This is a genomic window from Micromonospora andamanensis (genome assembly GCF_016863495.1).
Classification (GTDB): domain Bacteria; phylum Actinomycetota; class Actinomycetes; order Mycobacteriales; family Micromonosporaceae; genus Micromonospora; species Micromonospora andamanensis.
On sequence record NZ_BOOZ01000003.1, the window covers coordinates 342,367 to 367,516 of the forward strand.

Annotated in this window: 22 protein-coding genes; 14 read left to right on the forward strand and 8 right to left on the reverse strand. The window is 72.5% G+C overall.

Translation table 11 applies throughout. From position 1 onward, the window contains the following. Positions 1-4 precede the first annotated feature (4 nt). Entirely contained in the window at positions 5-676 is a 672-nt protein-coding gene (locus Van01_RS04085; protein ID WP_239098837.1) for a potassium channel family protein, read from the reverse strand. Next, positions 666-2,000 carry a TrkH family potassium uptake protein gene (locus Van01_RS04090; RefSeq protein ID WP_204000092.1) on the reverse strand — a complete coding sequence of 445 codons (1,335 nt, stop codon included), beginning with the start codon at positions 1,998-2,000 and terminating at the stop codon, positions 666-668. Before Van01_RS04090 ends, Van01_RS04085 begins: the two co-directional genes overlap by 11 nt. 221 nt (positions 2,001-2,221) lie before the next feature. On the opposite strand from Van01_RS04090, the gene Van01_RS04095 reads away from it, so the two are divergent. From Van01_RS04095 to Van01_RS04125, 7 genes are all read left to right on the forward strand, one after another. After that, complete coding sequence (locus Van01_RS04095; RefSeq protein ID WP_204000094.1) at positions 2,222-3,343, forward strand: glycerophosphodiester phosphodiesterase; 1,122 nt, start codon at positions 2,222-2,224, stop codon at positions 3,341-3,343. Between the two features lie 440 nt (positions 3,344-3,783). Further along, positions 3,784-4,989, forward strand: coding sequence for a substrate-binding domain-containing protein (locus tag Van01_RS04100; protein WP_204000096.1), 1,206 nt, complete (start codon positions 3,784-3,786; stop codon positions 4,987-4,989). A 7-nt stretch (positions 4,990-4,996) separates the two neighbouring features. Further along, positions 4,997-5,740, forward strand: coding sequence for an ABC transporter ATP-binding protein (locus tag Van01_RS04105; RefSeq protein ID WP_099849466.1), 744 nt, complete (start codon positions 4,997-4,999; stop codon positions 5,738-5,740). Next, the gene (locus Van01_RS04110) at positions 5,737-6,540 is read left to right on the forward strand and encodes an ABC transporter ATP-binding protein (protein WP_239098838.1); all 804 of its coding nucleotides are present in this window, start codon (positions 5,737-5,739) and stop codon (positions 6,538-6,540) included. The genes Van01_RS04105 and Van01_RS04110 overlap by 4 nt, the downstream gene beginning before the upstream one ends. Beyond that, a complete protein-coding gene (locus Van01_RS04115) occupies positions 6,540-7,430 on the forward strand; it encodes a branched-chain amino acid ABC transporter permease (RefSeq protein ID WP_099849468.1) in 891 nt (296 codons plus the stop codon). The genes Van01_RS04110 and Van01_RS04115 overlap by 1 nt, the downstream gene beginning before the upstream one ends. Further along, positions 7,427-8,557 carry a branched-chain amino acid ABC transporter permease gene (locus tag Van01_RS04120; protein WP_204000098.1) on the forward strand — a complete coding sequence of 377 codons (1,131 nt, stop codon included), beginning with the start codon at positions 7,427-7,429 and terminating at the stop codon, positions 8,555-8,557. Before Van01_RS04115 ends, Van01_RS04120 begins: the two co-directional genes overlap by 4 nt. Before the next feature lie 173 nt (positions 8,558-8,730). Continuing rightward, positions 8,731-9,477 (forward strand): SDR family NAD(P)-dependent oxidoreductase, encoded by a 747-nt coding sequence (locus tag Van01_RS04125; protein WP_204000101.1) that lies wholly within the window; start codon positions 8,731-8,733, stop codon positions 9,475-9,477. Positions 9,478-9,480: 3 nt separating this feature from the next. Here Van01_RS04125 and Van01_RS04130 read toward each other — a convergent pair whose 3' ends face one another. After that, positions 9,481-10,278, reverse strand: coding sequence for a hypothetical protein (locus tag Van01_RS04130; protein WP_204000104.1), 798 nt, complete (start codon positions 10,276-10,278; stop codon positions 9,481-9,483). Between the two features lie 92 nt (positions 10,279-10,370). Between Van01_RS04130 and Van01_RS04135 the strand changes: the two genes are divergently transcribed. Together Van01_RS04135 and Van01_RS04140 are read left to right on the forward strand one after the other, a co-directional pair. Then, the gene (locus Van01_RS04135; RefSeq protein WP_204000108.1) at positions 10,371-12,545 is read left to right on the forward strand and encodes a RecQ family ATP-dependent DNA helicase; all 2,175 of its coding nucleotides are present in this window, start codon (positions 10,371-10,373) and stop codon (positions 12,543-12,545) included. A gap of 114 nt (positions 12,546-12,659) precedes the next feature. Next, entirely contained in the window at positions 12,660-13,685 is a 1,026-nt protein-coding gene (locus Van01_RS04140) for a DUF8832 domain-containing protein (protein WP_239098839.1), read from the forward strand. A gap of 52 nt (positions 13,686-13,737) precedes the next feature. Here the strand turns inward: Van01_RS04140 and Van01_RS04145 are convergent, their stop codons facing one another. The 3 genes from Van01_RS04145 to Van01_RS04155 all read right to left on the reverse strand — a co-directional run bounded on the left by Van01_RS04145 (position 13,738) and on the right by Van01_RS04155 (position 17,420). Further along, entirely contained in the window at positions 13,738-14,190 is a 453-nt protein-coding gene (locus Van01_RS04145; RefSeq protein ID WP_204000111.1) for a helix-turn-helix domain-containing protein, read from the reverse strand. Between the two features lie 119 nt (positions 14,191-14,309). Then, complete coding sequence (locus Van01_RS04150; protein ID WP_204000113.1) at positions 14,310-15,485, reverse strand: class I SAM-dependent methyltransferase; 1,176 nt, start codon at positions 15,483-15,485, stop codon at positions 14,310-14,312. Positions 15,486-15,713: 228 nt separating this feature from the next. Then, entirely contained in the window at positions 15,714-17,420 is a 1,707-nt protein-coding gene (locus tag Van01_RS04155; protein ID WP_204000116.1) for a DEAD/DEAH box helicase, read from the reverse strand. Positions 17,421-17,754: 334 nt separating this feature from the next. Between Van01_RS04155 and Van01_RS04160 the strand changes: the two genes are divergently transcribed. Beyond that, positions 17,755-18,408 (forward strand): ferritin-like fold-containing protein, encoded by a 654-nt coding sequence (locus Van01_RS04160; RefSeq protein WP_204000120.1) that lies wholly within the window; start codon positions 17,755-17,757, stop codon positions 18,406-18,408. A gap of 38 nt (positions 18,409-18,446) precedes the next feature. Here the strand turns inward: Van01_RS04160 and Van01_RS04165 are convergent, their stop codons facing one another. Continuing rightward, on the reverse strand, positions 18,447-18,674 hold the full coding sequence (locus Van01_RS04165) for a DUF3107 domain-containing protein (RefSeq protein WP_099849490.1): 228 nt from the start codon (positions 18,672-18,674) through the stop codon (positions 18,447-18,449). Positions 18,675-18,737: 63 nt separating this feature from the next. Continuing rightward, the gene (locus Van01_RS04170; RefSeq protein ID WP_131302398.1) at positions 18,738-19,376 is read right to left on the reverse strand and encodes a TetR/AcrR family transcriptional regulator; all 639 of its coding nucleotides are present in this window, start codon (positions 19,374-19,376) and stop codon (positions 18,738-18,740) included. A gap of 146 nt (positions 19,377-19,522) precedes the next feature. Between Van01_RS04170 and Van01_RS04175 the strand changes: the two genes are divergently transcribed. From Van01_RS04175 to Van01_RS04190, 4 genes are all read left to right on the forward strand, one after another. Then, entirely contained in the window at positions 19,523-22,282 is a 2,760-nt protein-coding gene (locus Van01_RS04175) for a hypothetical protein (RefSeq protein ID WP_204000122.1), read from the forward strand. Between the two features lie 23 nt (positions 22,283-22,305). After that, positions 22,306-23,280 (forward strand): alpha/beta fold hydrolase, encoded by a 975-nt coding sequence (locus Van01_RS04180; protein WP_204000125.1) that lies wholly within the window; start codon positions 22,306-22,308, stop codon positions 23,278-23,280. Positions 23,281-23,446: 166 nt separating this feature from the next. Next, positions 23,447-24,238 (forward strand): DUF3152 domain-containing protein, encoded by a 792-nt coding sequence (locus tag Van01_RS04185; protein WP_373306207.1) that lies wholly within the window; start codon positions 23,447-23,449, stop codon positions 24,236-24,238. Between the two features lie 146 nt (positions 24,239-24,384). Further along, on the forward strand, positions 24,385-25,101 hold the full coding sequence (locus Van01_RS04190) for a DUF3152 domain-containing protein (RefSeq protein WP_239098841.1): 717 nt from the start codon (positions 24,385-24,387) through the stop codon (positions 25,099-25,101). Positions 25,102-25,150 lie beyond the last annotated feature (49 nt).

Consider the following 25,150-nt stretch of genomic DNA (forward strand, 5'->3'; position numbering starts at 1 on the left):
CAGGTCAGGACAGCGTGGAGAAGCGCTGGACCTGTTCGATTGTGCCCTCCACGATGAGAACCGTGCCCTCGGCGAGTTCCAGGCCGTCGGAGACGTAGCGGTACCGGTCCTCGCCCGGCCGTCTGATCCCGATGACCCGTACGCCGTAGCGGTCCAGCAGCCGGATCTCGCTTGTCGGGCGCCCCAGAAGCGACTGCGGTACGGGGATCCTCGCCACCGCGAAGGCCTCACCGAACTCCACGAAGTCGAGCATCCGACTGATGATCAGGTGGGCGAGCCGTTCGCCGGTCTCCGCCTCGGGAAAGATCACGTGGTGGGCGCCGACCGAGGAGAGGATCTTCGCGTGCTGCCCCGACGTCGCCCGGGCCCAGATCTGCGGTACGCCCAGCTCCACCAGGGCGAGCACGGTGAGCACGCTGGCCTCGACGGAGGCGCCGATCGCCACCACCGCCTGGCCCAGGTCGGCCACCCCGAGCTGGCGGAGGGCACCCTCGTCGGTGGCGTCGGCCTGCGCCACCTGGTCGAGCATCGACGACCATTTCTGTACGTGTTGGGCGTCGCGGTCGATGGCCAACACCTCGCGGCCGAGGGCGGAGAGCGATTCGGCCAGGTGGCTGCCGAGGCGGCCGAGGCCGATCACCGCGATGCCACCCTGGTCCGGCTTTCTATCCAACAACGGGTTGCTCCTCTGGGTAGCGGTAGAGCCGGCGCCGGGTGTTCAGGGCGATCGCCGAGCCGAAGGTGAGCGGCCCCACCCGGCCGACGTACATGAGCACGGTCAGCAGTAGCTGGCCACCATCCGACAGGGACGACAGGACGCCCACCGAGAGCCCGGTGGTGCTGAACGCCGACGTGACCTCGAACAGCGCGGCGTAGAACGGCAGCTTGTCGGTCATCGCGATGAGCGCGGCGGTCCCGGCGGCGACGATCGCGACGCTGAGCAGCGCCACGGTGAGGGCCTGCCGTTGGCTGGCGGTGGCGACCCGACGGTGCCCGACCGTGACGTCCGGTTCGCCGCGGACCTCGGCCCAGATGACGAAGGCGAGCAGGAAGAAGGTGGAGACCTTGATCCCGCCGGCGGTGCTGGCGCTGCCGCCGCCGATGAACATCAGGCCGATCAACAGGGTGTAGCTCTCCTCCCGGAGCTGGTCGGTCGGTACCACCTCGAAGCCGCCGGTGCGGGCCAGCGCGATCTGCGTGAACCCGGCGACCACCTTGCCGGGAACGTCGTACTGGCCGACCGTCCAGGGGTTGGCCCACTCGGCGGCCAGGAACGCGACCGCACCGAAGGCGATCAGAGCGGCGCTGCCCCAGATGGTCAACTTGGTGGCGACCGCCCACCGGGCCGGCTGCCGCCATTCGCGGACCGCCTCGAACAGGGCCGGAAAGCCGAGACCGCCGACGATGGCGCCGAGGGCCAACGGCAGACTGACCCAGGGGTCGCGGGAGAACGCCAGCAGCCCGTCGCTGTAGAGCGAGAAGCCGGAGTTGTTGAACGCCTGCACCGCGTGGAACGAGCCCGTCCAGAGGGCCCGCCAGAACGGATAGTCGTACCCCAGCCAGAGACGTGCCGTGACGATGAGCGCCATCACCAGCTCGCAGGCGAACACCGTGCCGGCGATGTGTGCCAGCAGCCGGCGTACGTCGCCGAGCCCGTACTCCGCGGTCTCGGCCTGCACCAGCAGCCGGTTGTGCAGACCGAGCCGCCGGGACACGGTGAGGATCACCAGCGCGGCACCGGTCAGGATGCCGAGCCCGCCCAGCTGGGTGAGCACCGTGATGAGCACCAACCCGGGGCCGGACCAGTAGTTCGGGGTGTCGGTGACGGTCAGCCCGGTGACCGAGATGGCCGACGTGGCGGTGAAGAGCGCGGTCATGAACGGGGTGTGCTGGTACTCGATTGTCATCGGGCGCAGCATCAGCAGGCCGGTGCCGATCAGGATCGCCACCAGGAAGACGAGCGGCACGAGCCGCACCGGGTGACGAAGGAACCGACGCACCAGACAATCTTCCGATTCCACCCACCCGTTCCGGGCCGGAACCGCCATCCCGCCACCCGCCCCGCCGACTCACTCCTTGCTCTGCGTCCTTGCTCTGCGTCCTTGCTCTGCTTCAACGGACGCACAGGCGGAGGATTCACCGGATGGTCAGCCGCGGACCAACTGACGGTCAGCCCGGGCAGGTCTGCTGAGGCGGTTCCCGACGAGTCAAGGAGACCGCGTTGCGACGTACCCTTTCCGCCCTCGGTGTGACGGTGACCCTGCTCGCCGCCGCCGTGGCCACGCCCATGGTCGCCACGGCGAAGCCGACAGGCGGCACGGACCCGGCCCGCGTCGGTGACCAGCCCATCGTCATCGGTCACCGGGGTGCCAGCGGCTACCGGCCGGAGCACACGTTTGAGGCGTACCGGCTGGCGATCCGGATGGGTGCCGACTACATCGAGCCCGATCTGGTCGCGACCGCCGACGGCGTGCTCGTCGCCCGGCACGAGAACGAGATCAGCGGTACGACCGACGTGGCGACCAGGACGGAGTTCGCCGCCCGTCGGACCACGAAGACAATCGACGGGGTGTCGGTGACCGGCTGGTTCACCGAGGACTTCACCCTCGCCGAGCTGCGGACGCTGCGGGCCAAGGAGCGGCTGCCCCAGGTACGGGTGACGAACACCGCATTCGACGGCCAGTTCCAGGTGCCCACCTTTCAGGAGGTGATCGACCTGGCCCGGGCGGAGAGCCGGGCCCGGGGCCGGGTGATCGGTGTCTACCCGGAGACCAAGCATCCGACGTACTTCGCCTCGATCGGCCTGCCGCTGGAGGAGCCGCTTGTCGAGACGCTACGTCGGGCAGGCTGGACGAAACGGCACTCGCCGGTCATCATCCAGTCCTTCGAGACGGCGAACCTGCGGCGGTTGGATCGGCTGACCGACGTGCGGTTGGCCCAGCTGCTCGACGCCACCGGCAGGCCGTACGACTTCACCGTGGCCGGCGACACCCGCACCTACCGTGACCTGGCCGCCCCCGCCGGCCTCAAGTGGATCTCGCGCTACGCCGACGGGATCGGCGCCAACAAGAACCTCATCGTGCCGCGCGACACCGCCGGCAAGCTGCTCGCCCCGACGACTCTGGTCCAAGACGCGCACAAGCAGAAGCTGATCGTGCACGCCTGGACGTTCCGGGCGGAGAATCAGTTCCTTCCGGCGGACTTCCGGATCGGCACCGACCCGAACGCCCGGGGCGACATCCAGGCCGAGTACGAGCTGTTCTACCGGCTGGGCCTCGACGGCGTCTTCACCGACCACCCGGACACCGCCGTGGCCGCCCGCGCCGCCCTACCCCGCCCCTGACCCCGACCCCACCCCTCGCCCCGCTCCGAGTTCCCTGCAACTGCGGGGATGTTGCTGCCTCCGCTGGGGGTCGACCCAGCAGCATCCCCGAAGTTGTCGAAGAATCAGCGCAGGCGGGCGGCCGTTGCGCAGGACAGCGCAAGTTGGGCCTTCGGCTTGCCCGGAGGCCCCGACATGCCGCAACCCGCCGCCCAACCACTGACACGGCCGGGAGTGGGCGGCGGAGCGTGGGGGTGGGCGACACATGGCGGGCCGGTGTCGTGGGAGCGGTGCCCACCGCTCGGGCGGGTCGGGGCGCCCGAGGCGTCGAGCTTGTAAGGGCTGGCCATCCCGACCCTGTTACTTGTGTGTTTCCGCCACATAGCCCGTGGGTGACGTCACTTCTAGCGTGAGCCGACACATAAGGTTTTCCTCCCTCTGAGTCCTCACGTGGAGTCGCAATGACGGTCCGGACGACACGGCGGGTGTTCATCTCCGCCGCCACGATGATGGCCGCGGCGATCGCCGCCACGGCCTGTGGCAGCCCCCAGGACACCGCCAACGGCGGCGGCGACAGCGCCGCGCCGGTGAAGGTTGGTCTGGTCTACTCCCAGTCGGGAGCGCTGGCCAGTTACGGAAAGCAGTACATCGAGGGGTTCAGGGCCGGCCTGGACTTCGCCACCAACGGCACCAACAAGGTGGGCGATCGGGCGATCGAGATCACCGAGGTCGACGACGCGGGTGACCCGGCGAAGGCGGTCTCCGCGGCCAAGGACCTGATCGGCAAGGGCAACAAGATCATCGCTGGTTCGACGGCCTCGGGTGTGGCGCTTCAGGTCGCCCCGATCGCCGCCCAGAACAAGGTGCTGTTCATCTCCGGGCCGGCCGCCACCGACGCGGTGACCGGCGCGAACAAGTACACGTTCCGCTCCGGTCGGCAGTCGTACCAGGACGTGGTGACGGCGAAGTCGTTCATCGGTGACCCGGCCGGCAAGAAGGTGGTGGTCTTCGCCCAGGACGGTGCCTTCGGCGACGCCAACGAGGCGGCGGTCAAGGCGGTCATCGGCGGAGCCGGCGCGAGCGTCAGCGCCGTCCGGGCGCCGGCCAGCGCGACCGAGTTCACCCCGTTCGCCAGCCAGATCAAGTCAGCCAAGCCGGACCTGCTCTTCGTCGCCTGGGCCGGCACCACCGCCCCGGCCATGTGGCAGACCCTCGACCAGCAGGGCGTGCTCACCTCCACCACCGTCGTCACCGGTCTGGACATCCGCGCCTCCTGGCCGACCTTCGGCGCCGCCGGCAGCAAGATCTCCTTCCTGTCGCACTACTTCGACGGGGCCAGCGACACCGAGGCGGCCAAGGCCGCGAAGGCGAAGGTCCCCGGCGGCACGCTCGACCTGTTCCACCCGGACGGGTTCGCCGCCGCGCAGATGGTGGTCCGCGCCGCGGCCGAGGGCGGCGACGACGTCGACAAGATGGTCACCGCGCTGGAGGGCTGGAGCTTCGAGAGCGTGAAGGGCACCATGACCATCCGCGCCGAGGACCACGCCCTGCTCCAGCCGATGTATCAGGCCAGCCTGACCGGCAGCGGCGACGCCTTCACCGCGACCGCCCAGAAGGCGCTCACCGGTGACGAGACCGCGCCGCCGGTCCAGGCGATGAAGGGCTGAGGCGGAGATGCTCGCCACCCGCGGTCTGACCTGGCGGATCGGTGAGGTCTCCATCGTCGACTCCGTCTACCTGGACCTGGCACCCGGGGAGTTCCTCGGCGTGATCGGCCCCAACGGTGCCGGCAAGACCTCACTGTTCAACCTGATCACCGGCCTGCGCCGGGCCACCGAAGGTCGGGTCACCCTGGACGGGCAGGACATCTCCGACCTGCCGCCGTACCGGCGGGCCCGGCTGGGCCTGGGCCGTACCTTCCAGGCGTCCTCGGTCTTCGGCTCGCTGAGCGTGCGGGAGAACGTCCGGCTCGCCGTGCAGGCACACCGCGGGGGTTCGCTGAAGTTGTGGCGGCGAGCGGCGGCCGACCGGGAGGTCGCCGCCGCCGCCGACGCGGCGCTCGACCGGGTCGGCCTGGCCCACCGGGGTACGGCACTGGCCGGCACCCTCGCCCACGGCGAGAAGCGGAAGCTGGAGATCGCCCTGCTGCTCGCCGGCGAGCCACGGGTGATGCTGCTCGACGAGCCGATGGCCGGGGTCAGCGCCGAGGACGTGCCGGAGCTGGTCCAGGTGATCCGCTCGTTGACCGGCGACAGCGGCCGGGCGGTGCTGATGGTCGAGCACCACATGGACGTGATCCTCGAACTGGCCGACCGGATCGCCGTGATGCACCACGGCGCGCTGCTGGCCTGCGACACACCGGAGACGGTGATGGCCAACCCGACAGTACAAGAGGCCTATCTCGGGGAGTCGCTGTGAGCGAACCGGTATTGACCGTGGAGGATCTGTCGGTCCGGATCGCCGGACTGCACATCCTCCAGGGAGTGTCGTTCACCGTGGCTCCGACCGGGGTCACCGTGCTGCTCGGCCGCAACGGGGTCGGCAAGACCACCACGCTGCGCGCCGTGGTGGGGCTGACCCCACGTAACGGCGAGGTCCGCGGCACGGTCCGGATGGGTGCCCAGAGCCTGCTGTCCCAGCGGACCCACCGGCTGGTCCGTGGTGGGCTCGGCTACGTCCCGGAGGACCGCTGCGTCTTCGCCGGCCTCACCGTCGCGGAGAACCTGCGGCTCGCCGAGCGGCGCGGCACCACTCCGGCGTACGACCGGGTGTTCGCGCTCTTTCCCGAGCTGGACCGGCGTTCCCGGCAACGGGCCGGCTCGCTCTCCGGCGGGCAGCAGCAGATGCTCGCCATCGGTCGGGTGCTGCTCAACGACAACCGACTGCTGCTTGTCGACGAGCCGACCAAGGGGTTGGCGCCGAAGGTGGTGACCGAGGTGGCCGAGGTGCTGGAACGGGTCGCGGAGTCGGTGCCGGTGCTGCTCGTCGAGCAGAACCTGGCCGTGGTGCGGCGGCTCGCCCGCGACGCGGTGGTGCTCGCCGCCGGCCGGGTCGCCTGGACCGGTGACGCCCAGGAGTTGCTGCTGGAGACCGCGCTGACCCGGTCCCTGCTCGGCGTCGGCTCGGCGGAGAGCCACCAGCCCGCCGGGCCGGGCGCCGACCACCAGCCCGCCGGCCAGCGGACCGCCGCCGCGTCGGCCTTGGAGGACGGTAGCTGATGGACGCGATCATTCTGTTGACGCTCACCGGTCTCGGCCTGGCAGCCCTCTACTTCCTGGTCGCCTCCGGGCTGTCGCTGGTCTTCGGTCTGGCCGACGTGCTCAACTTCGCCCACGGGCTCTTCCTCGGCGTCGGCGCGTACGCCACCTGGTGGGCGGCGGGGAACCTGCCCGGCGCCGGCCCCGACGGCCTCGGCTTCGTGGTCGCGGTCGCCTTCGGGGTGGCCGCCGGCACGCTGATGGCGGTCCTTGTCGAGCTGGTGCTGATCCGGCCGCTCTACTCGCGCACCATCGAGCAGGTGCTGGTCACCGTCGGTCTGTCGCTGGCCGGGGTGGCGCTGTTGCAGGCCACCTGGGGTGCGGACGCCCGACCGTTCCCGCGCCCGGCGTGGACCCGTGAGGTGACCTCGATCTTCGGCGCGCAGGTGCCCAACGGAGGGCTGCTGCTGATCGTCGCCGCGACGCTGGTACTCGGTGCGATTCTCGCCTTCCTCCGCTGGACCCGCTACGGCCTGATCATCCGGGCCGGGGTGGAGAACCGGGAGATGGTGACCGCGCTGGGCATCGACGTGCGCAAGGCGTTCACCCTGGTCTTCGCCATCGGCGGGGCGGCGGCGGCGTTGGCCGGAGCGCTGGGCAGCGTGTACTTCGGCACGGTCTCGCCGCAGCAGGGCGGCTCGCTGCTGATCTTCGCGTTCATCGTGGTGGTCATCGGCGGCATGGGCTCGGTGGTCGGGTCCGCGTACGCGGCAGTCGCGGTCGGGCTGCTGCAACAGTTCGTCAACTACTACGGCACCTCCGGGCTGGGTGACATCTGCGTGGTGGCGCTGCTGGCCGTGGTGCTGCTGCTGCGCCCGCAGGGCATCGCCGGAAAGGCGGTTACGGCATGACCGAGGTCAAGAGTCCCGAGGTTCCGGCACCCCCGGCTGCGGTGCCCGACGAGTTGACTGAGGAACCGGGCCGCTGGGGCCGGATCCGCCCCTTCCTGCCGCTCGCCGCGCTGGCGGTGGCGGTGATCCTGCCGTACTCGACGCTTCACCTGCCGGGCATCTTCGAGGGCGCGCTGAACTCGCCGGGCACCCTGCAACTGCTCGCCGTGTGTCTGGTCTTCGGCGGGCTGGCGGCCGGCTACGACCTGCTGTTCGGGCGCACCGGGATGCTCTCCTTCGGCCACGCCCTCTACTTCGCCGCCGGGGTCTACGGCACCGACATCCTGATCACCCGGGCCGGGCTGCCGTTGTGGCAGGCCGCGCCGCTGGCCATCGTCGGCGGCACGATTCTCGCCGGCCTGCTCGGCGCTGTGGCGCTGCGTACCATCGGCATCGCCTTCGCCATGGTGACGCTCGCGTTCGCGCAGGTCGGGGCGATTCTGGTGGCTCGGGACTTCGGTGGGCTCACAGGTGGTGAGGAGGGGCTGCCGCTGGACGTCGCCGGGCTGCCGGACGGGCTGGTCGGGGTCGCCAACACTGTCAACCTGTACTGGCTGGCGCTGGCGTACCTCGTGGTGGTGGTCTTCGTGGTGCACCGGGTCAGCGGCTCACCTACCGGCCGGGTGCTGGCCGGGCTGCGCGACGACGAGCGCCGCATCGGCGTGCTCGGGCTGGATCCGTACCGGTTCAAGCTTGTCGCCTTCACCCTGGCCGGCGGTCTCGCGTCGGCCGGCGGGGTGGTCTACTGCCTGATCGTCGGCGGTGCCTCGCCGCACATCACCAGCAGCGAGCTGACCCTGTCACTGCTGGTGATGGTGGTCCTCGGTGGGCCAGGTACCCGGTGGGGCCCGGTGCTGGGCGGCATCCTCTACATGTACCTCGATCATCGACTTGTGTCGTTCGGCACCTCCGACGCGGTGAACGCGCTGCCGGCGTTCCTCAGCCGGCCACTGTCCCAGCCGCTGTTCGTGCTCGGCACGGTCTTCATCCTGGCCGTCTACTTCTTCCCCGGCGGCCTGGCCAGCCTCGCCCCTCGGCTGGCGCTGCTCCGCGACTCCCTGCGTCCCGGCTCCCGGCGTCAGGGCTGAACGTGAGGCCGGCGGGACGGCACGGACGGCGTGCCGTCCCGCCGCGCTAGCCTCATGATCGGGGTGGCCGGACCGGCGCTTCGGTCCGGCCAGCCGGGCATCCGGCTGGCCGGACGTCGCGCTACGGCCCGGCGGTGGACGCCTGCGGGACAGGCGGGGACGGGGAGGACAGCATGAGTCAGCGGTTGGCCGTGGTCAGCGGCGGCGGTACGGGCATCGGGGCGGCCGTGGCCCGGGCGCTCGTCGAGGACGGGTGCTCGGTGCTCGTCGTGGGCCGGCGCGAGGAGGTGCTCACGGCGGCGGCCGAGCGGATCGGAGCCGAATCAGGCCGTCCCGAAGCGATCCGGGCCGTGACGGCGGACCTCACCGACCCCGACCAGGTGGTGAAGGTGGTCGAGGCGGTCGGTGGGCGGCCGGTCGACGTGGTTGTCAACAACGCCGGCGGCTACCACAGCGCGGACAGTGACACGTTGGCCGGGATCGCCGCGAACTGGCGGGCGACCCTGGACACGAACGTGCTCACCGCGGTACTGCTCACCGAGGCGTTGCGGCCGGCACTGCGCCGGCCCGGCGGGCGGGTGATCCTGGTCAGCTCGATCGCCGCGCAGCGCGGTGGCGGCGACGCGTACTCGGCGGCGAAGGCGGCGCTGCACGGCTGGGCGTACAGCCTGGCGGCCCAGCTCGGACCGGACCAGATCACGGTGAACGTGGTCAGCCCGGGCTACGTCGCGGAGACCGAGTTCTTCGCCGGCCGGATGACCCCGGAGGGCCACGCGCAGCGGGTGGCCGCGACCCTTGTCGGACGGGCCGGGGTGCCGGACGACGTCGCCGAGTCGGTGCGCTACCTGGCCAGCCCCGCCGCCGGCTACGTCACCGGCCAGGTGCTCGGGGTCAACGGCGGGTCGGTGCTCGGCCGCTGACGGTCAGCCGTTGAGCAGGTCGTACGCGGCGGTGGGGGCCTGCTGGGCCTGCTCCTCGGTGAACGGCACAACCTCGGGAGCGGCGCCGAAGTCGAAGTACTCGACAACGTACTCGGACGCCTTCTTCTTGCCGGCCGCCGGGATCTCCAGGGTGAGCGAGGACAGGTTGCCGTCCGCGCCGACCACCGCGCTGAGCGGTAGCTGCCCGGCGGCGTCACCGAGCGTGGCCACGCCCTCCAGAGCGTCAGCCAGCTCGGGCACGGCGGACAGGTCCACCACTCCGGTGTACGTCCCTGGTTCGCCGGCCTGGACGTCGGTTGCCGCGCGGATGATCGCGTCCGCGTTGCCCGGATCGGTGCCCTCGTAGGTGGGCAGCGAGTCCGGGCCCTCGATCTTCGCCGGGTCCAGCGCCATCCACTTGGTGGGCAGCTTCATCAGCTTCTGGATGTCCTTGGCGCCCTTGAAGTTCACCTTCATCCAGGTGCGTGACTCGACCATCCGGAAGGACATCTCCAGGGTGAAGTCCTTGTCCTTGGTGACGGTGTCGATGTCCATGCCCCGGTTCGTCGGATCGACCACACCCGAGACGTCGCCCGAGGCGTCGCTCGTGGTGAAGCGGAAGGCCGGGTCCTGCTCACCCGGCACGGCCGCCAGGAGCTCCTGCTTCGGGTCCGGTGGCGGTGGAGCTGCCTCGGGGGTGGTCTCGTCGTCGCAGCCGGCCACCATGGTCGCGGCCAGCAGGGCGGCGGCCACGGCCGCGAGACGCCGGGTCGTGGCGGTGGTGCCGGTTCGCTGAGTCATCTCGTCTCTTTCTCCGGTATCGAACGGGAATGGTAGAACACACTCCCGGCCGCGGTCCGGCTCTGCCGTCGCTCCGCTGGTAGAAACGTCGGATGAGCCAGGAACGGACGGCGGTACGGCAGCGGGCCGAGGCGGTGCTGCGGCGGCTGGCCGGCGCGCAGGCCCGGCTCCGCGAGGACCAGTGGCGGGCGATCGAGGCGCTGGTGGTGGACCGGCGACGGGTGCTCTGTGTGCAGCGCACCGGGTGGGGCAAGTCGGCTGTGTACTTCGTGGCGACAGCGCTGTTGCGCGACCGCGACGGCCAGGGTGCCGGGGCCGGACCCACCGGCCCGACCGTGATCGTCTCGCCGCTGCTGGCGTTGATGCGGAACCAGGTCGACGCGGCGTCCCGGGCCGGGATCCGGGCCCGCACCATCAACTCGGCGAACCTGGACGAGTGGGAGGAGATCACCGCCGAGATCCACGCCGGCATGGTGGACGTGCTGCTGATCAGCCCGGAGCGGCTCAACAACCCGGACTTCCGGGACGGCGTGCTGCCGAAGCTCGCCGCCACCACCGGTCTGCTCGTGGTCGACGAGGCGCACTGCGTGTCGGACTGGGGGCACGATTTCCGGCCGGACTACCGCCGGCTGCGTACCTTCCTCGGCAACCTGCCCGACCGCACCCCGGTGCTCGCGACGACAGCCACCGCCAACGCCCGGGTGACCCGGGACGTTGCCGAGCAGTTGGGCACCGAACCGGCAGCGGCGACCGGGCCGCGCCCGGACGTCCTGGTGCTGCGCGGCAGCCTGGACCGGGAGTCGCTCCGGCTGGGTGTGCTCGACCTGCCGAGCCCGGCGCACCGGCTCGGTTGGCTCGCCGACCACCTGGACCGGCTCCCCGGCTCCGGCATCGTCTACACGTTGACCGTGGCCTCGGCGACCGAGACCGCCGAGTTCCTCCGCTCGCGGGGCTGGGCGGTGGCCGCCTACACCGGGCAGGCCGAGGACGCCGACCGCCGCGCCGCCGAGCAGGACCTGCTGGACAACAAGATCAAAGCCCTGGTCGCCACAAGTGCGCTCGGCATGGGTTTCGACAAACCGGATCTCGGCTTCGTCGTGCACCTCGGCGCGCCGCCGTCGCCTATCGCGTACTACCAGCAGGTGGGTCGGGCCGGGCGGGCCGTCGAACACGCCGAGGTGCTGTTGCTGCCCGGCGCCGAGGACGCGGCCATCTGGCGGTACTTCGCCTCGTTGGCCTTCCCGCCCGAGGAACAGGTCCGCACGGTGCTGGCGGCCCTGCACACCGACCGGCCGTTGTCGACGCAGGCGCTGGAACCCGTGGTGGACCTGCGCCGGGCCCGGCTGGAGCTGATGCTCAAGGTGCTCGACGTGGACGGCGCGGTCGGCCGGGTACGCGGCGGCTGGCTCGCCACCGGCGAGCCCTGGACCTACGACGAGGCCCGGCTGCGCCGCGTCGCCGCCGCCCGCACCGCCGAACAAAAAGCCATGATCGAGTACGCCGCGACGACCGGCTGCCGGATGCGCTACCTGCGCGAATGCCTGGACGATGCGGAGGCGGTCGACTGCGGTCGGTGTGACCGCTGTGCCGAGCCGCTGTTCCCGCCCGAGGTGTCGGCGGCCGCGCTGACCGCCGCGCAGACCTTCCTCGGCCGCCCCGGGGTGCAGGTCCCGCCGAAGAAGCTCTGGCCGACCGGGCTGGAGTCGGTAGGCGTACCGCTGAAAGGGCGCATCGCCCCGACGGAACAGGCGCTGCCGGGTCGCGCCGTCGGCCGGCTGTCGGACCTCGGCTGGGGTGGTCGGTTGCGTGGCCTGGTCGGGCCGGGCGCGCCGGACGGCCCGGTGCCCGACGACGTCGCCGCCGCAGTCGTCGAGGTGCTCAAGGCGTGGGCACACGGTGACGACCCCTGGCCGGACCGCCCGGCCGGGGTGGTCTCGGTCAGCTCCCGGAGCCGCCCGGCGCTTGTCGGTTCGCTGGCCGAGCGGATCGCCGCGGTCGGTCGGCTGCCGCTGCTGGGCCAGGTGGTCGCCGCCGGGTCGACGACCGCGGACGGCCCGCGCGGCAACAGCGCCCAGCGGGTACGCGCCCTGCACGGCACCCTCACCGTCCCCGGCGACCTCGCCGCCGCCGTCGCCGACCTGGACGGCCCGGTGCTGCTGGTGGACGACCTCGTCGACTCCGGCTGGACCATGACGATGGCGACCCGGGAACTCCGCCGCGCCGGTGCGCGAGCCGTCCTCCCACTGGCCCTCGCCCTCGCGGCCTAGTACACGGGTGCTGCCGGGTGCCCGTCCGCTCAGCGTGCGGTACCAAGGGGCGTGCCGGGGACGGGTGGGGGCGGGGTCGGCGGGTGGCCGAACTGGCGGCGGTACGGTGGGCGCATGGCTGACCAGGCAACCGACCCGCCCGCGCTCGGGTCGGTGCGTACCGCCGAGCGGCAGTCGGCGGGCCAGGAACCCGGCGCGGCTCCGGCCGGCCAGGGCCCCGACGCGGCCTCGGCCACACCGGATCGGGCCACGCTGCGGCTGGCCCTGGTGGTTGGCGGGCTCGTCCTGGCGGTGCTGCTCGGATTCGGCCTCGGGCGGATCAACGGCGGCGGTGGCGCGTCGGCGGTGGGCGGGACGGACAGCGCGCTTGCCGACCACACCCATGCCCCGGGTCTCGGCGCGCACTCGCACGGTGCCGACCAGGACGCGGCGGCCGAGGCCGGTGGCCTGGCGGTCAGCCGCGATGGTTACACGCTGGCCCCGCTGGCCGCCGAGTTCACCCCCGGGCAGGCCGGTGAGCTGCGGTTCCAGATCCGAAACGGGCAGCGCCGGGCGGTCACCCGGTTCGCGGTCGTGCACGACAAGCCGATGCATGTGATCGTGGTGCGCCGGGACCTGTCCGGTTACCAGCACCTGCACCCGACAATGGCCGAGGACGGGACCTGGTCGGTGCCGCTGACGCTCCCGTCGCCTGGCGTCTGGCGTGCGTATGCCGATTTCACGGCCCTGGCCGACGACGGCCGGCAGACGGCGACGACGCTCGGGGTGGACCTGGTCGCCCCCGGCGACTACACGCCCCGTGACCTGCCCACTGCGTCGACCACGAGCACTGTCGACGGATTCACAGTCGATTACCAGGGTGTTCCCCAGCCTGGGCTGACCGTGCCGGTCAGCTTCCGGATCGCCGGAGCGGACGGCGGGGCCCCGGCGTTGGAGCGCTACCTCGGTGCGTACGGACACCTCGTAGCGCTGCGCGAGGGAGACCTCGGCTATCTGCACGTGCACCCGGAGCCGGAGCTGATCGACGGGACGATCCGGTTCTGGCTCACCACACCGGGACCCGGGCGCTACCGCCTCTATCTGGACTTCGCGACCGGGGGAGCGGTACGCACCGCAGAGTTCACGGTGTCCGTGCCTTAGGCCCTGTGTCGAAGTCCCTGGCCCGCCGCATGCCGACGCTGGGCCCAGCGGGTCAGCCGGCCGTCCGGCGCATCGGGGTGGCGGTGGGGTCGGCGGGCCGTCGGATCGGCCGTCGGGCCAGGTAGCGCAGCAGGTCGCGGATGTGGTGCTTCTCCTCGGCCGGCACCGCCGGATCCGCCAACCGTTGCAGGATCACCCGTACGTCGGCCTCCACCGGGCCCTCGTCGCCGCGTCGCCACGACCCGGGGCCGGCGTCGGGCAGGCCGAGCGCGCGGAAGGCCGCCGCCACCGGCAGGTCGAGTGCGGCGCAGAAACCGCGGACCTTTGCCAGCTCGGGGTAGTCCTGCCAGTCACCGGCGAGCCAGCGGAATACCGTCGAACGACCGACGCCGGTGTGGGCGGCCAGGTCGGTGACGGTCCAGCCGCGCTCCTCGCGGGCGTCGTCGATGGCACGGCGCACGAAACGCGCGAAGGCCATCTGCGGCGAAACCTCTGCCGAACCCATCCGGTGGGTCTTCCCTCCCGACCGGCACCCCACGGTGCGCCCTTCGAGAGTAGTACGCCGACGGCATCGGGCAATTGACTGATTGACCAGACGATGTCGGGTGGCGGGACGCGAATCCGTCACACCGTCGGTGGTGGCTGCGTGAGCAGAGTCTCCAGCCGGGGCGTGAGCTGCCACGCGTCGACCAGGTCCCGATACTCCGCACGCTGGGCGGCGGTCGGGTCGGCGCGGGTGTGGCGGGCCCGGATGAGCAGGTTGCGCGGCGTGTGCGCGGAGTCGACGAACTCGACCACCTCGGCCCGGTAACCGTGCAGCCGCAACAGCCCGGCCCGCAGCGCGTCGGTGAGGACGTCCGCGAAGCGCTCCCGCAGGATGCCCTGCCGGGTGAGCAGGTCGTACGGCGCCGGCGTCGGCCGGTTGCGAAGTTGCGCCGCTGTGTCGTGGTGGCAGCAGGGCGCGGCGAGCACCCAGCGTGCCTGCCAGCCCACCGCCCGGGCCAGCGCCTCGTCCGTGGCGGTGTCGCAGGCGTGCAGCGCGAGCACCAGGTCCGGTGGCGGTCCGACGGCCGCGTCGGCGATCGTGCCGGCGACGAACCGCACCCGGTCGGCCCAGCCCAGCCGCTCGGCCAGTTCGGTGTTGCGGCGGCGCTGGTCGTCGCGTACATCCACGCCGACCAACTCGACGTCGAGGCCGGACCGGGACAGGTAGCGGTACGCCGCGAAGGTCAGGTAGGCGTTGCCGCAGCCCAGGTCCACCACCCGCAGCGGGCGGTCCAACTGCCCGGCCAGGTCGTCGGGCAGCGTGGCGGCCAGCGCCCGGAGGAAGGCGTCCACCTGCCGTCGCTTGGCCGCCGAGCCGCCGATCGCGGCGAAGAGCGGATCGCCCGGGTCGAGCAGGTAATCCTTGGCCCGGTCGTGCCCGGACGCTGCCACCGGGCTGGTCGGCCGGGTCGCCGCGCCGCGGTGCACCTGTGCCTCGCCCGATTTGGTGACCCGCAGTTGCAGGGTGGCGTCGGCGGTCTCCACGTGCCAGTTGCCGAACGGCTCGGCCAGCAGCGCCTCCACTGCCGCGTCGGCCTCCGGGCCGGGGGCCAGGTTCCGGGTGTGTGGCCGGGCCCCGTCGGAGGTCGAGATCTGCAACCGTCGACCGGCCTTGAGGGCGACCGGCCGCAGCTCGGCCCGGACCATCGAGGGACGCTGGCCGCGTCGCCGTCCGGCCGCCACGGCTCGGGTGAGGGCCGGTCCGAGCAGCATCGAGCGGACCTCGGCCAGGGCGGAGTCCAGTGGTTCGGGCATCGCTCCATCTTCCAGGGACGGCCGGAGGGCATCATCATCCGGCGGGCAGCGGCCGGCCGCTGCCCGCGCTGCCACCCGGTCAGCTCTGCTTCAACCGACGCACCAGTTCCGGTGGGGACCGGTGCGTGCGGTGAAGCAGAGCAAAGGGGCCGGACATGACGTACCGCCCGGACGGCGGCGGGTCGGTCCAGCGAACTGGCCCTCGCCGCCGCCTCGGGCGGTACGACGTCAGTCGGTTGTCGCTTCGGCCGGCGTACCGCTGCCGGACGCGGCGCCCCGACGGCGGCGGCGACGGCGCGGGCGGCCGGTGGCCTCACCGGCGGCGTCCTCGCTGCGGCCGGTGGCCGCCTCGACCGGGGTGCCGTCGACGGGGGTCGAGACGGACTCGGTGCCCGCCACCGCCTCGCCGGCCCGGCGACGCCGGCGACGTCGAGGGGTACGGGTGCCTTCCTCGGCGGCGCTCCCGGCGGCCTCGTCCGGCGTGGCGTCGGCACCGTCCTGCCGGCGCCCACCGTCGCCGCGCCCACGGCCGCCCTCGCTCCGGCCACCGTCGCTCCGGCCGCTCTCGCCACGACCCCGACGGCGGGTGCCGCGCGGCTCGCCCCGACGAGGCCGGCCACCGCCCAGGTCCTCCTCGACCTCGGCGGCCAACCCGGCGCGGGTGCGCTCGGCGGTCGGCAGGGTGCCGGTGATCTCGGTGGAGATGTGCAGGTCGGTGTAGAGATGCGGAGAGGTGTGGTACGTCTCCGGCGGCTCGGGCATGTCCAGGCCGAGCGTCTTGTCGATGATCCGCCAGCGGGGCATGTCGTCCCAGTCGACGAAGGTCACCGCGACACCGCTCGCGCCGGCCCGGCCGGTGCGGCCGATGCGGTGGGTGTAGGTGTCCTGGTCCTCCGGGCAGTCATAGTTGATCACGTGGGTGACGCCGCTGACGTCGATGCCCCGGGCCGCCACGTCGGTGGCGACCAGAGTGTCGATCTTCCCGGCCCGGAAGGCCCGCAGCGCCCGCTCGCGGGCACCCTGCCCGAGGTCGCCGTGCACCGCCGCGACCGCGAAGCCACGGAAGTCCAGGTCCTCGGCGACCCGGTCGGCGGCCCGCTTGGTCCGGGTGAAGATGATGGTCAGGCCACGGCTCTCGGCCTGGAGGATCCGGGCCACGATCTCGATCTTGTTCATCGAGTGGGTGCGGTAGACGAGTTGCTCGGTCTGCGGCGAGGGACCGGTCTCGGCGGTGTGCCCCGCGTGGATCGTGATCGGGTGGCGCAGGAAGCGCCGGGACAGCGTCACGATCGGGTCCGGCATTGTCGCGCTGAAGAGCATCGTCTGCCGGTCCTCGGGCAGCATCGCCAGGATCCGCTCGACATCGTCGAGGAAGCCGAGGTCGAGCATCCGGTCGGCCTCGTCCAGCACCAGGGCGCGCACCCCGTGCAGGCGCAGGTGCTTCTGCTTGGCGAGGTCCAGCAGCCGACCCGGCGTGCCGACGAGGATCTCCACGCCCTTGCGCAACGCCTCGATCTGCGGTTCGTACGCGACGCCGCCGTAGATCGGCAGCACGCGCACGCCCCGGGTCCGGCTGGCCGCGGCGATGTCCTTGGCAACCTGGATGCCCAGCTCGCGGGTGGGTACGACGACAAGGGCCTGCGGCAGTCCGTCGCCGCCCTCGTCCGGTGCGAAGACCCGCTCCAGCAGCGGTACGCCGAAGCCCAGCGTCTTGCCGGTGCCGGTCGGAGCCTGCCCGATCAGGTCGGCCCCGCGCAGCGCGATCGGTAGCGCGTACTCCTGGATGGCGAAGGCGCGGGTGATGCCGGCCGCAGCCAGCGCGTCGACGGTCTCGGCGCGGGCGCCGAGCTCCGCGAAGGTCGGTGCCTCCGGTCGGACCGGGGCGGTCGGGATCAGTTCCTGGCCCTCGATCAGTTCTTGAATCGGTTCACTCATGTGGATTTGGGGGTGCCCTCTCGTGGGTGCGCCCCGTCATGTCCTCAGGGCGCGTTCGGTATGACGCGGGCCACACGGTCGGCGGCAGAAAGCCGAGCGGACCGGGCCGCACGCGCGCCGGTGGGTCGTTTCAACCGGATCGGAGTTGGACTCCGGCCGGGATCGGCACCTACGGCAACTGCTCCATGCTACCTGAACGGGCCAAACAGCGTCTCGATTCCGAGGTGACGAGCACCGACGCAAAGGTTTGTATGTGACCTGTCTCACATCTGGCCGGCTGAAGGCTGGGGTTCGCGGGCCGGTCGACGCTGCCGGCGGACGGTAGCCTGCGCAGGTGTCCGCCCCCACCCCGCCCGGCCACGCCGTCACCGACCTGCTCGGTCTGGTGGCCCTTGGTGAGCTGCTCGCCTTCGACCGGATGGCGGCCGACGCCCGGCTCGCGCCCGACCTGCGTCGCCGGGCCGCGCTGAGTGAGATGGCCGCCGCCGAGATCGCCAACTACCGGCGGGTGGCCGACCGGCTCACCGTGCTCGGCGTGCTGCCTGACGACGCGATGGCGGCGTACGTCACGCCGCTGCAGGCGTACCACGACTCGACCGAACCGCGCGACTGGGCGGAGGCGGTCACCAAGGCGTACGTCGGTGACGCGATCACCGACGACTTCCTCCGGGAGATCGCCGTCGCGCTGGGGGAGCCCGACCGCCAACTGGTCCTCGACGTGCTGCACGAGTCGCGGTACGCGGAGTTCGCCGCCACCGAGATCCGGCTCGCCATCGAGACCGATCCGAGAGTCGCGGGCCGGCTGTCGATGTGGGCCCGACGTCTGGTCGGCGAGGCGTTGTCCCAGGCGGGCCGGGTCGCCGCCGCCGACCACGGTGCGCTCACCGCGCTGATCACCGCGAGCGGTCAGGTGGACGTGGCGGAATTGTTCCGGCGGCTGACCGCCGCGCACACCGCGCGGATGGCCGCCGCCGGGCTCAACAACTGAGCGGGACCGCCGATCGCGCCGCCGGCCCTCGCCCCACGTCAGCGGACGGTGAAACCGACAGCCCGCGGGGACGCCTCGGCGATCTCGACGTAGGCGACCTTGCCGACCGGCACGATGATCCGCCGGCCCTTCTCGTCGGTCAGGGAGAGAGTGCCCTCGCCCCTGGCGACGGCGTCGGTCACGATCCGCTCGATCTCGGCCGGCGACTGTGCGCTCTCCAGGACCAGCTCGCGCGGCGCGTACTGCACGCCGATCTTGACCTCCACTGTGCCTCCTCCATCGGGCGGAATGGCCGCCCTGCGAAGGCTATCCGATCACGAGGTCGAAGTTCAGGCTGACTCACCTTGCAGGGGGAAGCTGGCGATGCCCCGCCAGGACAGCGCCGCGACCAGCGCCTCGGCCTCGGCCTTGGGCACCTGGCGGCCACCGGCCAACCAGAACTGCGCGGCAGTCTCGGCCGCGCCCACCAGACCCGAGGCGAGCAGCTCGGCGTGGGCCCGGCTGACTCCGGTGTCGGAGATGATCGTGTCGGTGATCGCCGCGATGCAGCCCTGCTCGACCCGCTCCACGCGCTGCCGCACGGCCGGCTCGTTGCGCAGATCCGACTCGAAGACCAGCCGGAAGGCTTCACTCTCGTGGTCGACGAAGTCGAAGTACGCCCGCACCGACGCGCTGACCCGCTCCTTGTTGTCGGTGGTGCTCGCCATGGCGTCGTGCACCTTGGCGACGATCGCGTCACAGTGCGTGTCGAGCAGCGCGAGATACAGCTCCATCTTGCCGGGGAAGTGCTGGTACAGCACCGGCTTGGAGACCCCGGCCCGCTCGGCGATGTCGTCCATGGCCGCAGCGTGGTAGCCCTGCGCGACGAACACCTCCTGAGCAGCGGCGAGTAGCTGCTTACGGCGCGCCGAACGGGGCAGGCGCGTGGGTCGGCCGGCGGTCTGGGCGCCGTTCCCCACAGCGGTCATGGGAACCTCCGAGGTTGTCGTACGGGCCGGCATTTCACCCGAACCGGTCGGGGCCTCGTGGCCCCTCGCGGAATTGGCCCGCCGCTGTAACTTATCGCCACTGTCGCCACACGGTAGCCTCAGCGGGGGCGACCAAGGAGCGCGCGGTGAGTGAAACAGGGCAACCCGGTGCCGCCACCCCGGGAGAGCACGGCGACGGGACGGGTCAGCGCGATGACCTGGCCCGTTCCGGCAACGGGTGGGCCCCGCCGCCGACCGACTGGTCGTGGGGTCCGGAGATGGTGCCGGGTTCCGGCACGACCAGCCCCAGGTTCGAGTCTCCGGCCGGTTGGGCCACCGCCTCGTCACGCCACGCCGACCTGCCCGCTCCCGTCGGTGAGCAGGCGGAGCCCGAGCGGCCCGCCCGGGTCAACGGCAACCACGTCAACGGCCACCAGGTGAACGGCAGCCCCGTCGCGGACCACTCGCCCGCCGGGCGGCACGCCCCGGTCAGTGCGCCGCCCGGCCTGCCCGCTCCGGGGCAGGACCCCGGCAAGGACCGGCTCGTCGTACCGGCGCCCCGCCCGGTCCCGGCCGGTGAGCAGCCGGTCACCTCCGGCCCGGGTCTACCGACCTCGTCACCCCCGGCCATGCAGGTGCCGCCGGTCGGCACCGCCGCCTCCGGCTTCGAGATGCCGCCCGGCCTGCACGCGCCGACCGCCGAACGGTCCGGAGACGGCCCGGACGCGGACCGGCCCAGTTGGGCACAGCCCGGCCCGGCCAGCGACTGGGCACCGCCGTGGGCGCGCGACGAGAGCGAGTCCGCCGATCGCCGGTCCGGTGAGGTGCCGGCCCGGAACTGGGCGAGTGAGCCCAGCCGACCGTACGAGCCGGTACGGGCCGAGCCGACCCGACCGTACGAGCCGGTACGTGCCGAGCGGCCCCGCCCGTACGAACCGCGCAGGGATGGGGAGCCCACTCCCGAAGGGCAGACGCCCACCGCGTCCGAGCCGGCCGACCAGCCGGCGGTCGTCGATCCGACCAGCACACCACCGGCCCAGCCGCGTCCCTCGTGGGCTCGCTCGGCCGACCTCCCGCCTACCGAGGACCGTCCGTCCTGGGCGTTGCCGCCGGTAAGCGACGGTCCGACGAGCGCCGCCCCGGCTCAGCAACGTCCGTCGTGGGCGCGCACGCCCGAGGTGCCGCCGGCCGAGGAGCGCCCGTCCTGGGCACGCGCCGCCGAGGTGCCGCCGGCCGAGGAGCGCCCGTCGTGGGCGTTGCCGCCGGTCAGTGGCGCACCGGCGAGCGAGGGCCTGCCCTGGGGTACGCGACACGAGGAGCCTCCGCCGTGGGGGAACCGGTCCGGCGGCCAACCGACAGACGAGCGCCTGCCGTGGGCGCTGCGTCCGGCCAGTTCTCCACCGGCCGGCGCGTCGTCCGGTGCCGTCGACCCGACGAGCGCGCCACCGGCCAGCAGCCGGCCGACCGCCCTCACCACAAGCGCACCGCCTGACCCGCCGAGCCGGCGGGAGACACCCGAGCCCGGCCCGACGCCACAGGTAACCGAGGCCCGGTCGGCCGCCGACCCTCCCGGGTATCGACCGTTCCGGCTGCGGCCGGTCCCGGACGAGCCGACACCCGCGCCCGCACCGGCTCCCGCCCCGCCGGCCCCGACCGCCGGGGCGGCCCCGACCGACCAGGTCACGGCTGAGCCCGGCCGCCGCGACCACACTCCCGCTGCGCCAGTCCCGACGGGTGCAGCCCCCTACGCGGCACGCCGCTCCGCGCCGGATCCGGTCCCGCCGACCGAGCCGGCCGGTGACCGTCCGCGGGACAGCACCACGGCGGTGTTGCCGCAGCGCGTCCCCGCCGAACCGGACGTGCCCGTCGTGCCGGAGCCGCCAGCTGTGGAGCCACCCGCCGAAACCCCGGAACTCGCCCGGATCGCCACCCATCTGCGCCGTGAGGACGAGCCGGCCCCGCTACGGGACCGGCCGGAGGGCTTCGACGTCAACGCCATCCTCGCCGCTGTCCGAGGCGTCGAGGGCGTCCGCGACGCTGCCCTGCGGCGTACCCCCGCCGGGGCTCACAGCCTGCGCCTCGACCTTGCTGACGGGGCCGACCCGGCCGAGGTGAGTCGGCAGGTCGCCCGCCTGTTGCAGGAACGGATGGGGTTGGCGGCGGCACCGCGCGGCCTGCCCGGCGTCCCCGCCGGGCCGGTGCGTCGCCGCGCGCCGGAGGGTCGGAGCGAGGCGGCTGAAACCCGTCCGGTCGCCGAGCCACGGCGTCCGGCGGCCCGGCCCGGCGGCACCCGGACGGAGACTTCCCCGAGCCGGCCGGAGACGGTGCCGGAGACCATCCGGCGACGCCGACAGTCACCGACGCCGAACCGGGGTCGGGCGGTCGTGGACGAGTCGGGTGCGTCGGGCAGTCCGGTGACGTTGGGCGCCTCCTATTCCGGCGGGCAACTCACCACCACCGAGTCCGCGCCGTCGCGACCGCTGGACACCGGCGGCGTGCCTGGCCCCCGGGTGGTCCTCGACCACGTCCAGGTGAGCACGTTCGGCCTCGACGCCACCGTCGAGGTCCGGCTGGTCGCGGGGGACCACAACGCCTCGGGGCACGCCACCGGGCCAGCGGTGGACGGGTTCGTGCTGCGACTGTGTGGCGTCGCGGCAGCGGCGGCCATCGACGAGCTGCTCTACGCCGCGGTCCCCACCGCGGAACGTGGACGGTGCTTCGTGGAGCATGCGGCGGTGGTGCCCTTCGGCAACTGTGAGGTGGCCACCGTCGTGGTGCTGCTGGTTTGCGACGGGTGGGTCGAGCAGTTGGCCGGTTCCGCCCTGGTGGCCGGCGATCCACGGCAGGCGGTGGTGCGGGCGACCCTGGCCGCGGTCAATCGTCGACTGGAGGCGCTGCTGGCGTGAACCGTTCCAGGCAGACTGGAACGGTGAAGCCTGCCACCCTCTGGCCCGAACGGCTGTTGCCCGCTCACTCGGTCCCACCGCCCTGGCCGGGGCGCGAGGTACGACTCGACGGGGTCGTCACCTACGTCCGGGAGACGCCGGCCACCCGCCCGGACGCCGAGCCGGCCCTGTACGTGCACGGCCTGGGCGGCTCGTCGCAGAACTGGACCGACCTGGCGGGGCTGCTCGCCGACCGGCTGGACGGTCAGGCGATCGACCTGCCCGGCTTCGGTCGGAGCGAGCCGGGCCGGCGGTACACGGTGTCGGTCTTCGCGGACCGGGTGATCCGCTGGATCGAGCACGCCGATCGTGGGCCGGTGCACCTGTTCGGCAACTCGCTCGGCGGCGCGATCTCGGTACGGGTGGCCGCGCTCCGGCCGGATCTGGTCCGGACGCTGACCCTGGTTTCGCCGGCCCTGCCGTTCCTGGACTTCCGCAGGTCGTTGCAGGGGCGGATGCTGCCGCTGCTGGCCATCCCCCGCAGCGAACGGGTGGCCGCCTGGCGGCTGGCCCAACTGACGCCGGAGGTGATGGCCCAGCAGGTGATGGAGGCGTGCGTGGCGGATCTCAGCCGGATCTGCGATCAGCGACGACGCGAGGCGCTTGAGGAGATCCGGGTCCGCTACGAGGCGGAGCACTACGCGGCGGCGTACGTGCGTACCTTCCGGGGTCTGGTGTCCAGCTTCGTGCGGTCGTACCTGCCGGGGTCGGGGTCGCTGTGGCGGATGGCCGGTGCGGTCCGTGCCCCGTCACTTGTCATCGGGGGACGGCAGGACCGGCTTGTCGACGTGCGGGTGGCGCCGCAGACCGCCCGGGTGATCCCGGACAGTCGACTACTGATGATCAATGGTGTCGGTCACGTGGCCCAACTGGAGGTGCCGCGCCTGGTGGCCCGGGCCGTGCTGGGGCTGCTCGCCGAGACGGGGGAACCCGCCCGCCGGGCGGACCTGGCAGGATGACCGGGTGCACAGCCCTGGTAGCCGTCGTCGATCGGCGCGCTCCGCTGGCCGTCACGCCATCCGACGGAGGGTCGCCGACCATGATCGGGCGGCGGACCTGACCGGGCCGGCCGGTGGCGGGGGGCGGCGACGGCGGTCCGGGCCGGGTGGGCTAATCCGGGTGGCGGTGCTGGTGGCCGCCGTCGGTGCTGCGGTGGCGATGGTGGCCGGTGGCGCCGGGATGGGCTCGGGGGTGGCCGAGGAGGTCGCCCCGGTGGCCTCCGCGTCGGCCGTGACTCCGCCGTCCCTGACTCCCGTGGAGTCGCCGACGCCGTCGCCGGTGGACGTCTCCCCGTCGCCCGAGGCGCCGGTCCTGCAGGAGCCGGGTTCGATTCCGTCGCGTGGCCCGGGTCGGTTCGGCTACGACGACGGGACCGGCCCGGTGCTGGGCACGGCCGGCGGCGTCCGGCGGTACCGGGTGGCCGTGGAGTCGGGCTCCGGCGTGGACGCGGGCGAGTTCGCCCTGGCGGTGCGGACGGCGCTGGCCGGTCCGGGCAGTTGGGTGGACAGCGGGCGGCTGCGGTTGCGGCAGGTCGGCGGCACCGCTCGTCACGACTTCACCGTCTACCTGGCCACGGCCGGTACGGCGGGCCGGATGTGTGCTGCCGGCGGTGTGGACATCCGGGTCGGTGGCAGGCCGTACACCTCCTGCCGGGCGCCCGGAAAGGTGATTATCAACCTGGACCGGTGGCGACTGTCGGTGCCGCACTTCGTCGAGGCGGACGTGCCGCTGTCGCTCTACCGGACGTACGTGATCAATCATGAGGTCGGCCACGAGTTGGGTAACCGGCACGAGCGCTGCCCGGGGCGTGGCGAGCCGGCACCCGTGATGATGCAGCAGACCCTCTTCCTCAAGGGGTGCGTCGCCAATCCGTGGCCGTACCTGGACGGCCGGCGGTATGCGGGGCCGCCACTCTGAGCGGCAGCCGACCGACAAAAATGCGGTGATGTGCCGGAATAGGGTGCGACCATGGCGTCATGCCCTCTTCACCCCTTTGGCGCAGACCTGATCGCCCGGAACCTCCACCCGAACCCGGAGTGCCTGCGGTACCGCACCGGACGGCCGTGACCCTGGGCATGGTGCTGGTGCTGGCCGTCACCGCAGCGGTGCTGTTGGGGCGGGCCGGTCAGCGGGTGGCCGAGCCGGAGCAGGGTTTCGGCGACCGGATCGCGTACGGGGCGGGGGGCGACGAGCGGGCCGGGCCGAGCCGGTACCCGTGGGTGGGTGCCGGCAGCTTCGCGGTGGCCGGTGACGAATCGCCAGTGCACGGCGAGGCCGGTCCGGTGGCCCGCTACCAGGTCGCCGTGGAAGAGGGCGCCGGTCAGGATCCGGCGGCCTTCGCCGCCGAGGTCGACGTGGTGCTGGCCGATCCGCGCAGCTGGATCGGCACGGGCCAACTACGCGTGCAGCGGGTCGCCGAGGCGGAACCGGCGGACTTCACCGTCTACCTGGCCACCCCGCGCACCTCGGAGGCGATGTGCGCCGAGGGGGGACTGAGCACGGAGGGCTACACCTCGTGCCGGCTACCCGGGCAGGTGATCATCAACCTCGCCCGCTGGCTGGAGGCGGTGCCGGACTACGGCGCACCGCTGGAGGTCTACCGGGCGTACGTGATCAACCATGAGGTCGGACACGAGTTCGGGGAGGGGCACGAGGCGTGTCCGGTGCCGGGGGGCCCGGCACCGGTCATGCAGCAGCAGACGTACGGCCTGGACGGCTGCCTGCCGAACGCCTGGCCGATCCTCGACGGGCGCCGGCACGTCGGGGAGCTGATCGGCTGACCACGGCGGCAGGCGTCACCGGCCCGTCGGGTATTCCCGCTCCCGCATA

Bases quoted from the DNA above. Each gene is read 5' to 3' on its own strand.
- Van01_RS04125 (WP_204000101.1), top strand. From the start codon at position 8,731: ATGAGTCAGCGGTTGGCCGTGGTCAGCGGCGGCGGTACGGGCATCGGG.
- Van01_RS04130 (WP_204000104.1), bottom strand. From the start codon at position 10,278: ATGACTCAGCGAACCGGCACCACCGCCACGACCCGGCGTCTCGCGGCC.
- Van01_RS04115 (WP_099849468.1), top strand. From the start codon at position 6,540: ATGGACGCGATCATTCTGTTGACGCTCACCGGTCTCGGCCTGGCAGCC.
- Van01_RS04155 (WP_204000116.1), bottom strand. From the start codon at position 17,420: ATGAGTGAACCGATTCAAGAACTGATCGAGGGCCAGGAACTGATCCCG.
- Van01_RS04150 (WP_204000113.1), bottom strand. From the start codon at position 15,485: ATGCCCGAACCACTGGACTCCGCCCTGGCCGAGGTCCGCTCGATGCTG.
- Van01_RS04100 (WP_204000096.1), top strand. From the start codon at position 3,784: ATGACGGTCCGGACGACACGGCGGGTGTTCATCTCCGCCGCCACGATG.
- Van01_RS04105 (WP_099849466.1), top strand. From the start codon at position 4,997: ATGCTCGCCACCCGCGGTCTGACCTGGCGGATCGGTGAGGTCTCCATC.
- Van01_RS04145 (WP_204000111.1), bottom strand. From the start codon at position 14,190: ATGGGTTCGGCAGAGGTTTCGCCGCAGATGGCCTTCGCGCGTTTCGTG.
- Van01_RS04170 (WP_131302398.1), bottom strand. From the start codon at position 19,376: ATGACCGCTGTGGGGAACGGCGCCCAGACCGCCGGCCGACCCACGCGC.
- Van01_RS04120 (WP_204000098.1), top strand. From the start codon at position 7,427: ATGACCGAGGTCAAGAGTCCCGAGGTTCCGGCACCCCCGGCTGCGGTG.
- Van01_RS04140 (WP_239098839.1), top strand. From the start codon at position 12,660: ATGGCTGACCAGGCAACCGACCCGCCCGCGCTCGGGTCGGTGCGTACC.
- Van01_RS04135 (WP_204000108.1), top strand. From the start codon at position 10,371: ATGAGCCAGGAACGGACGGCGGTACGGCAGCGGGCCGAGGCGGTGCTG.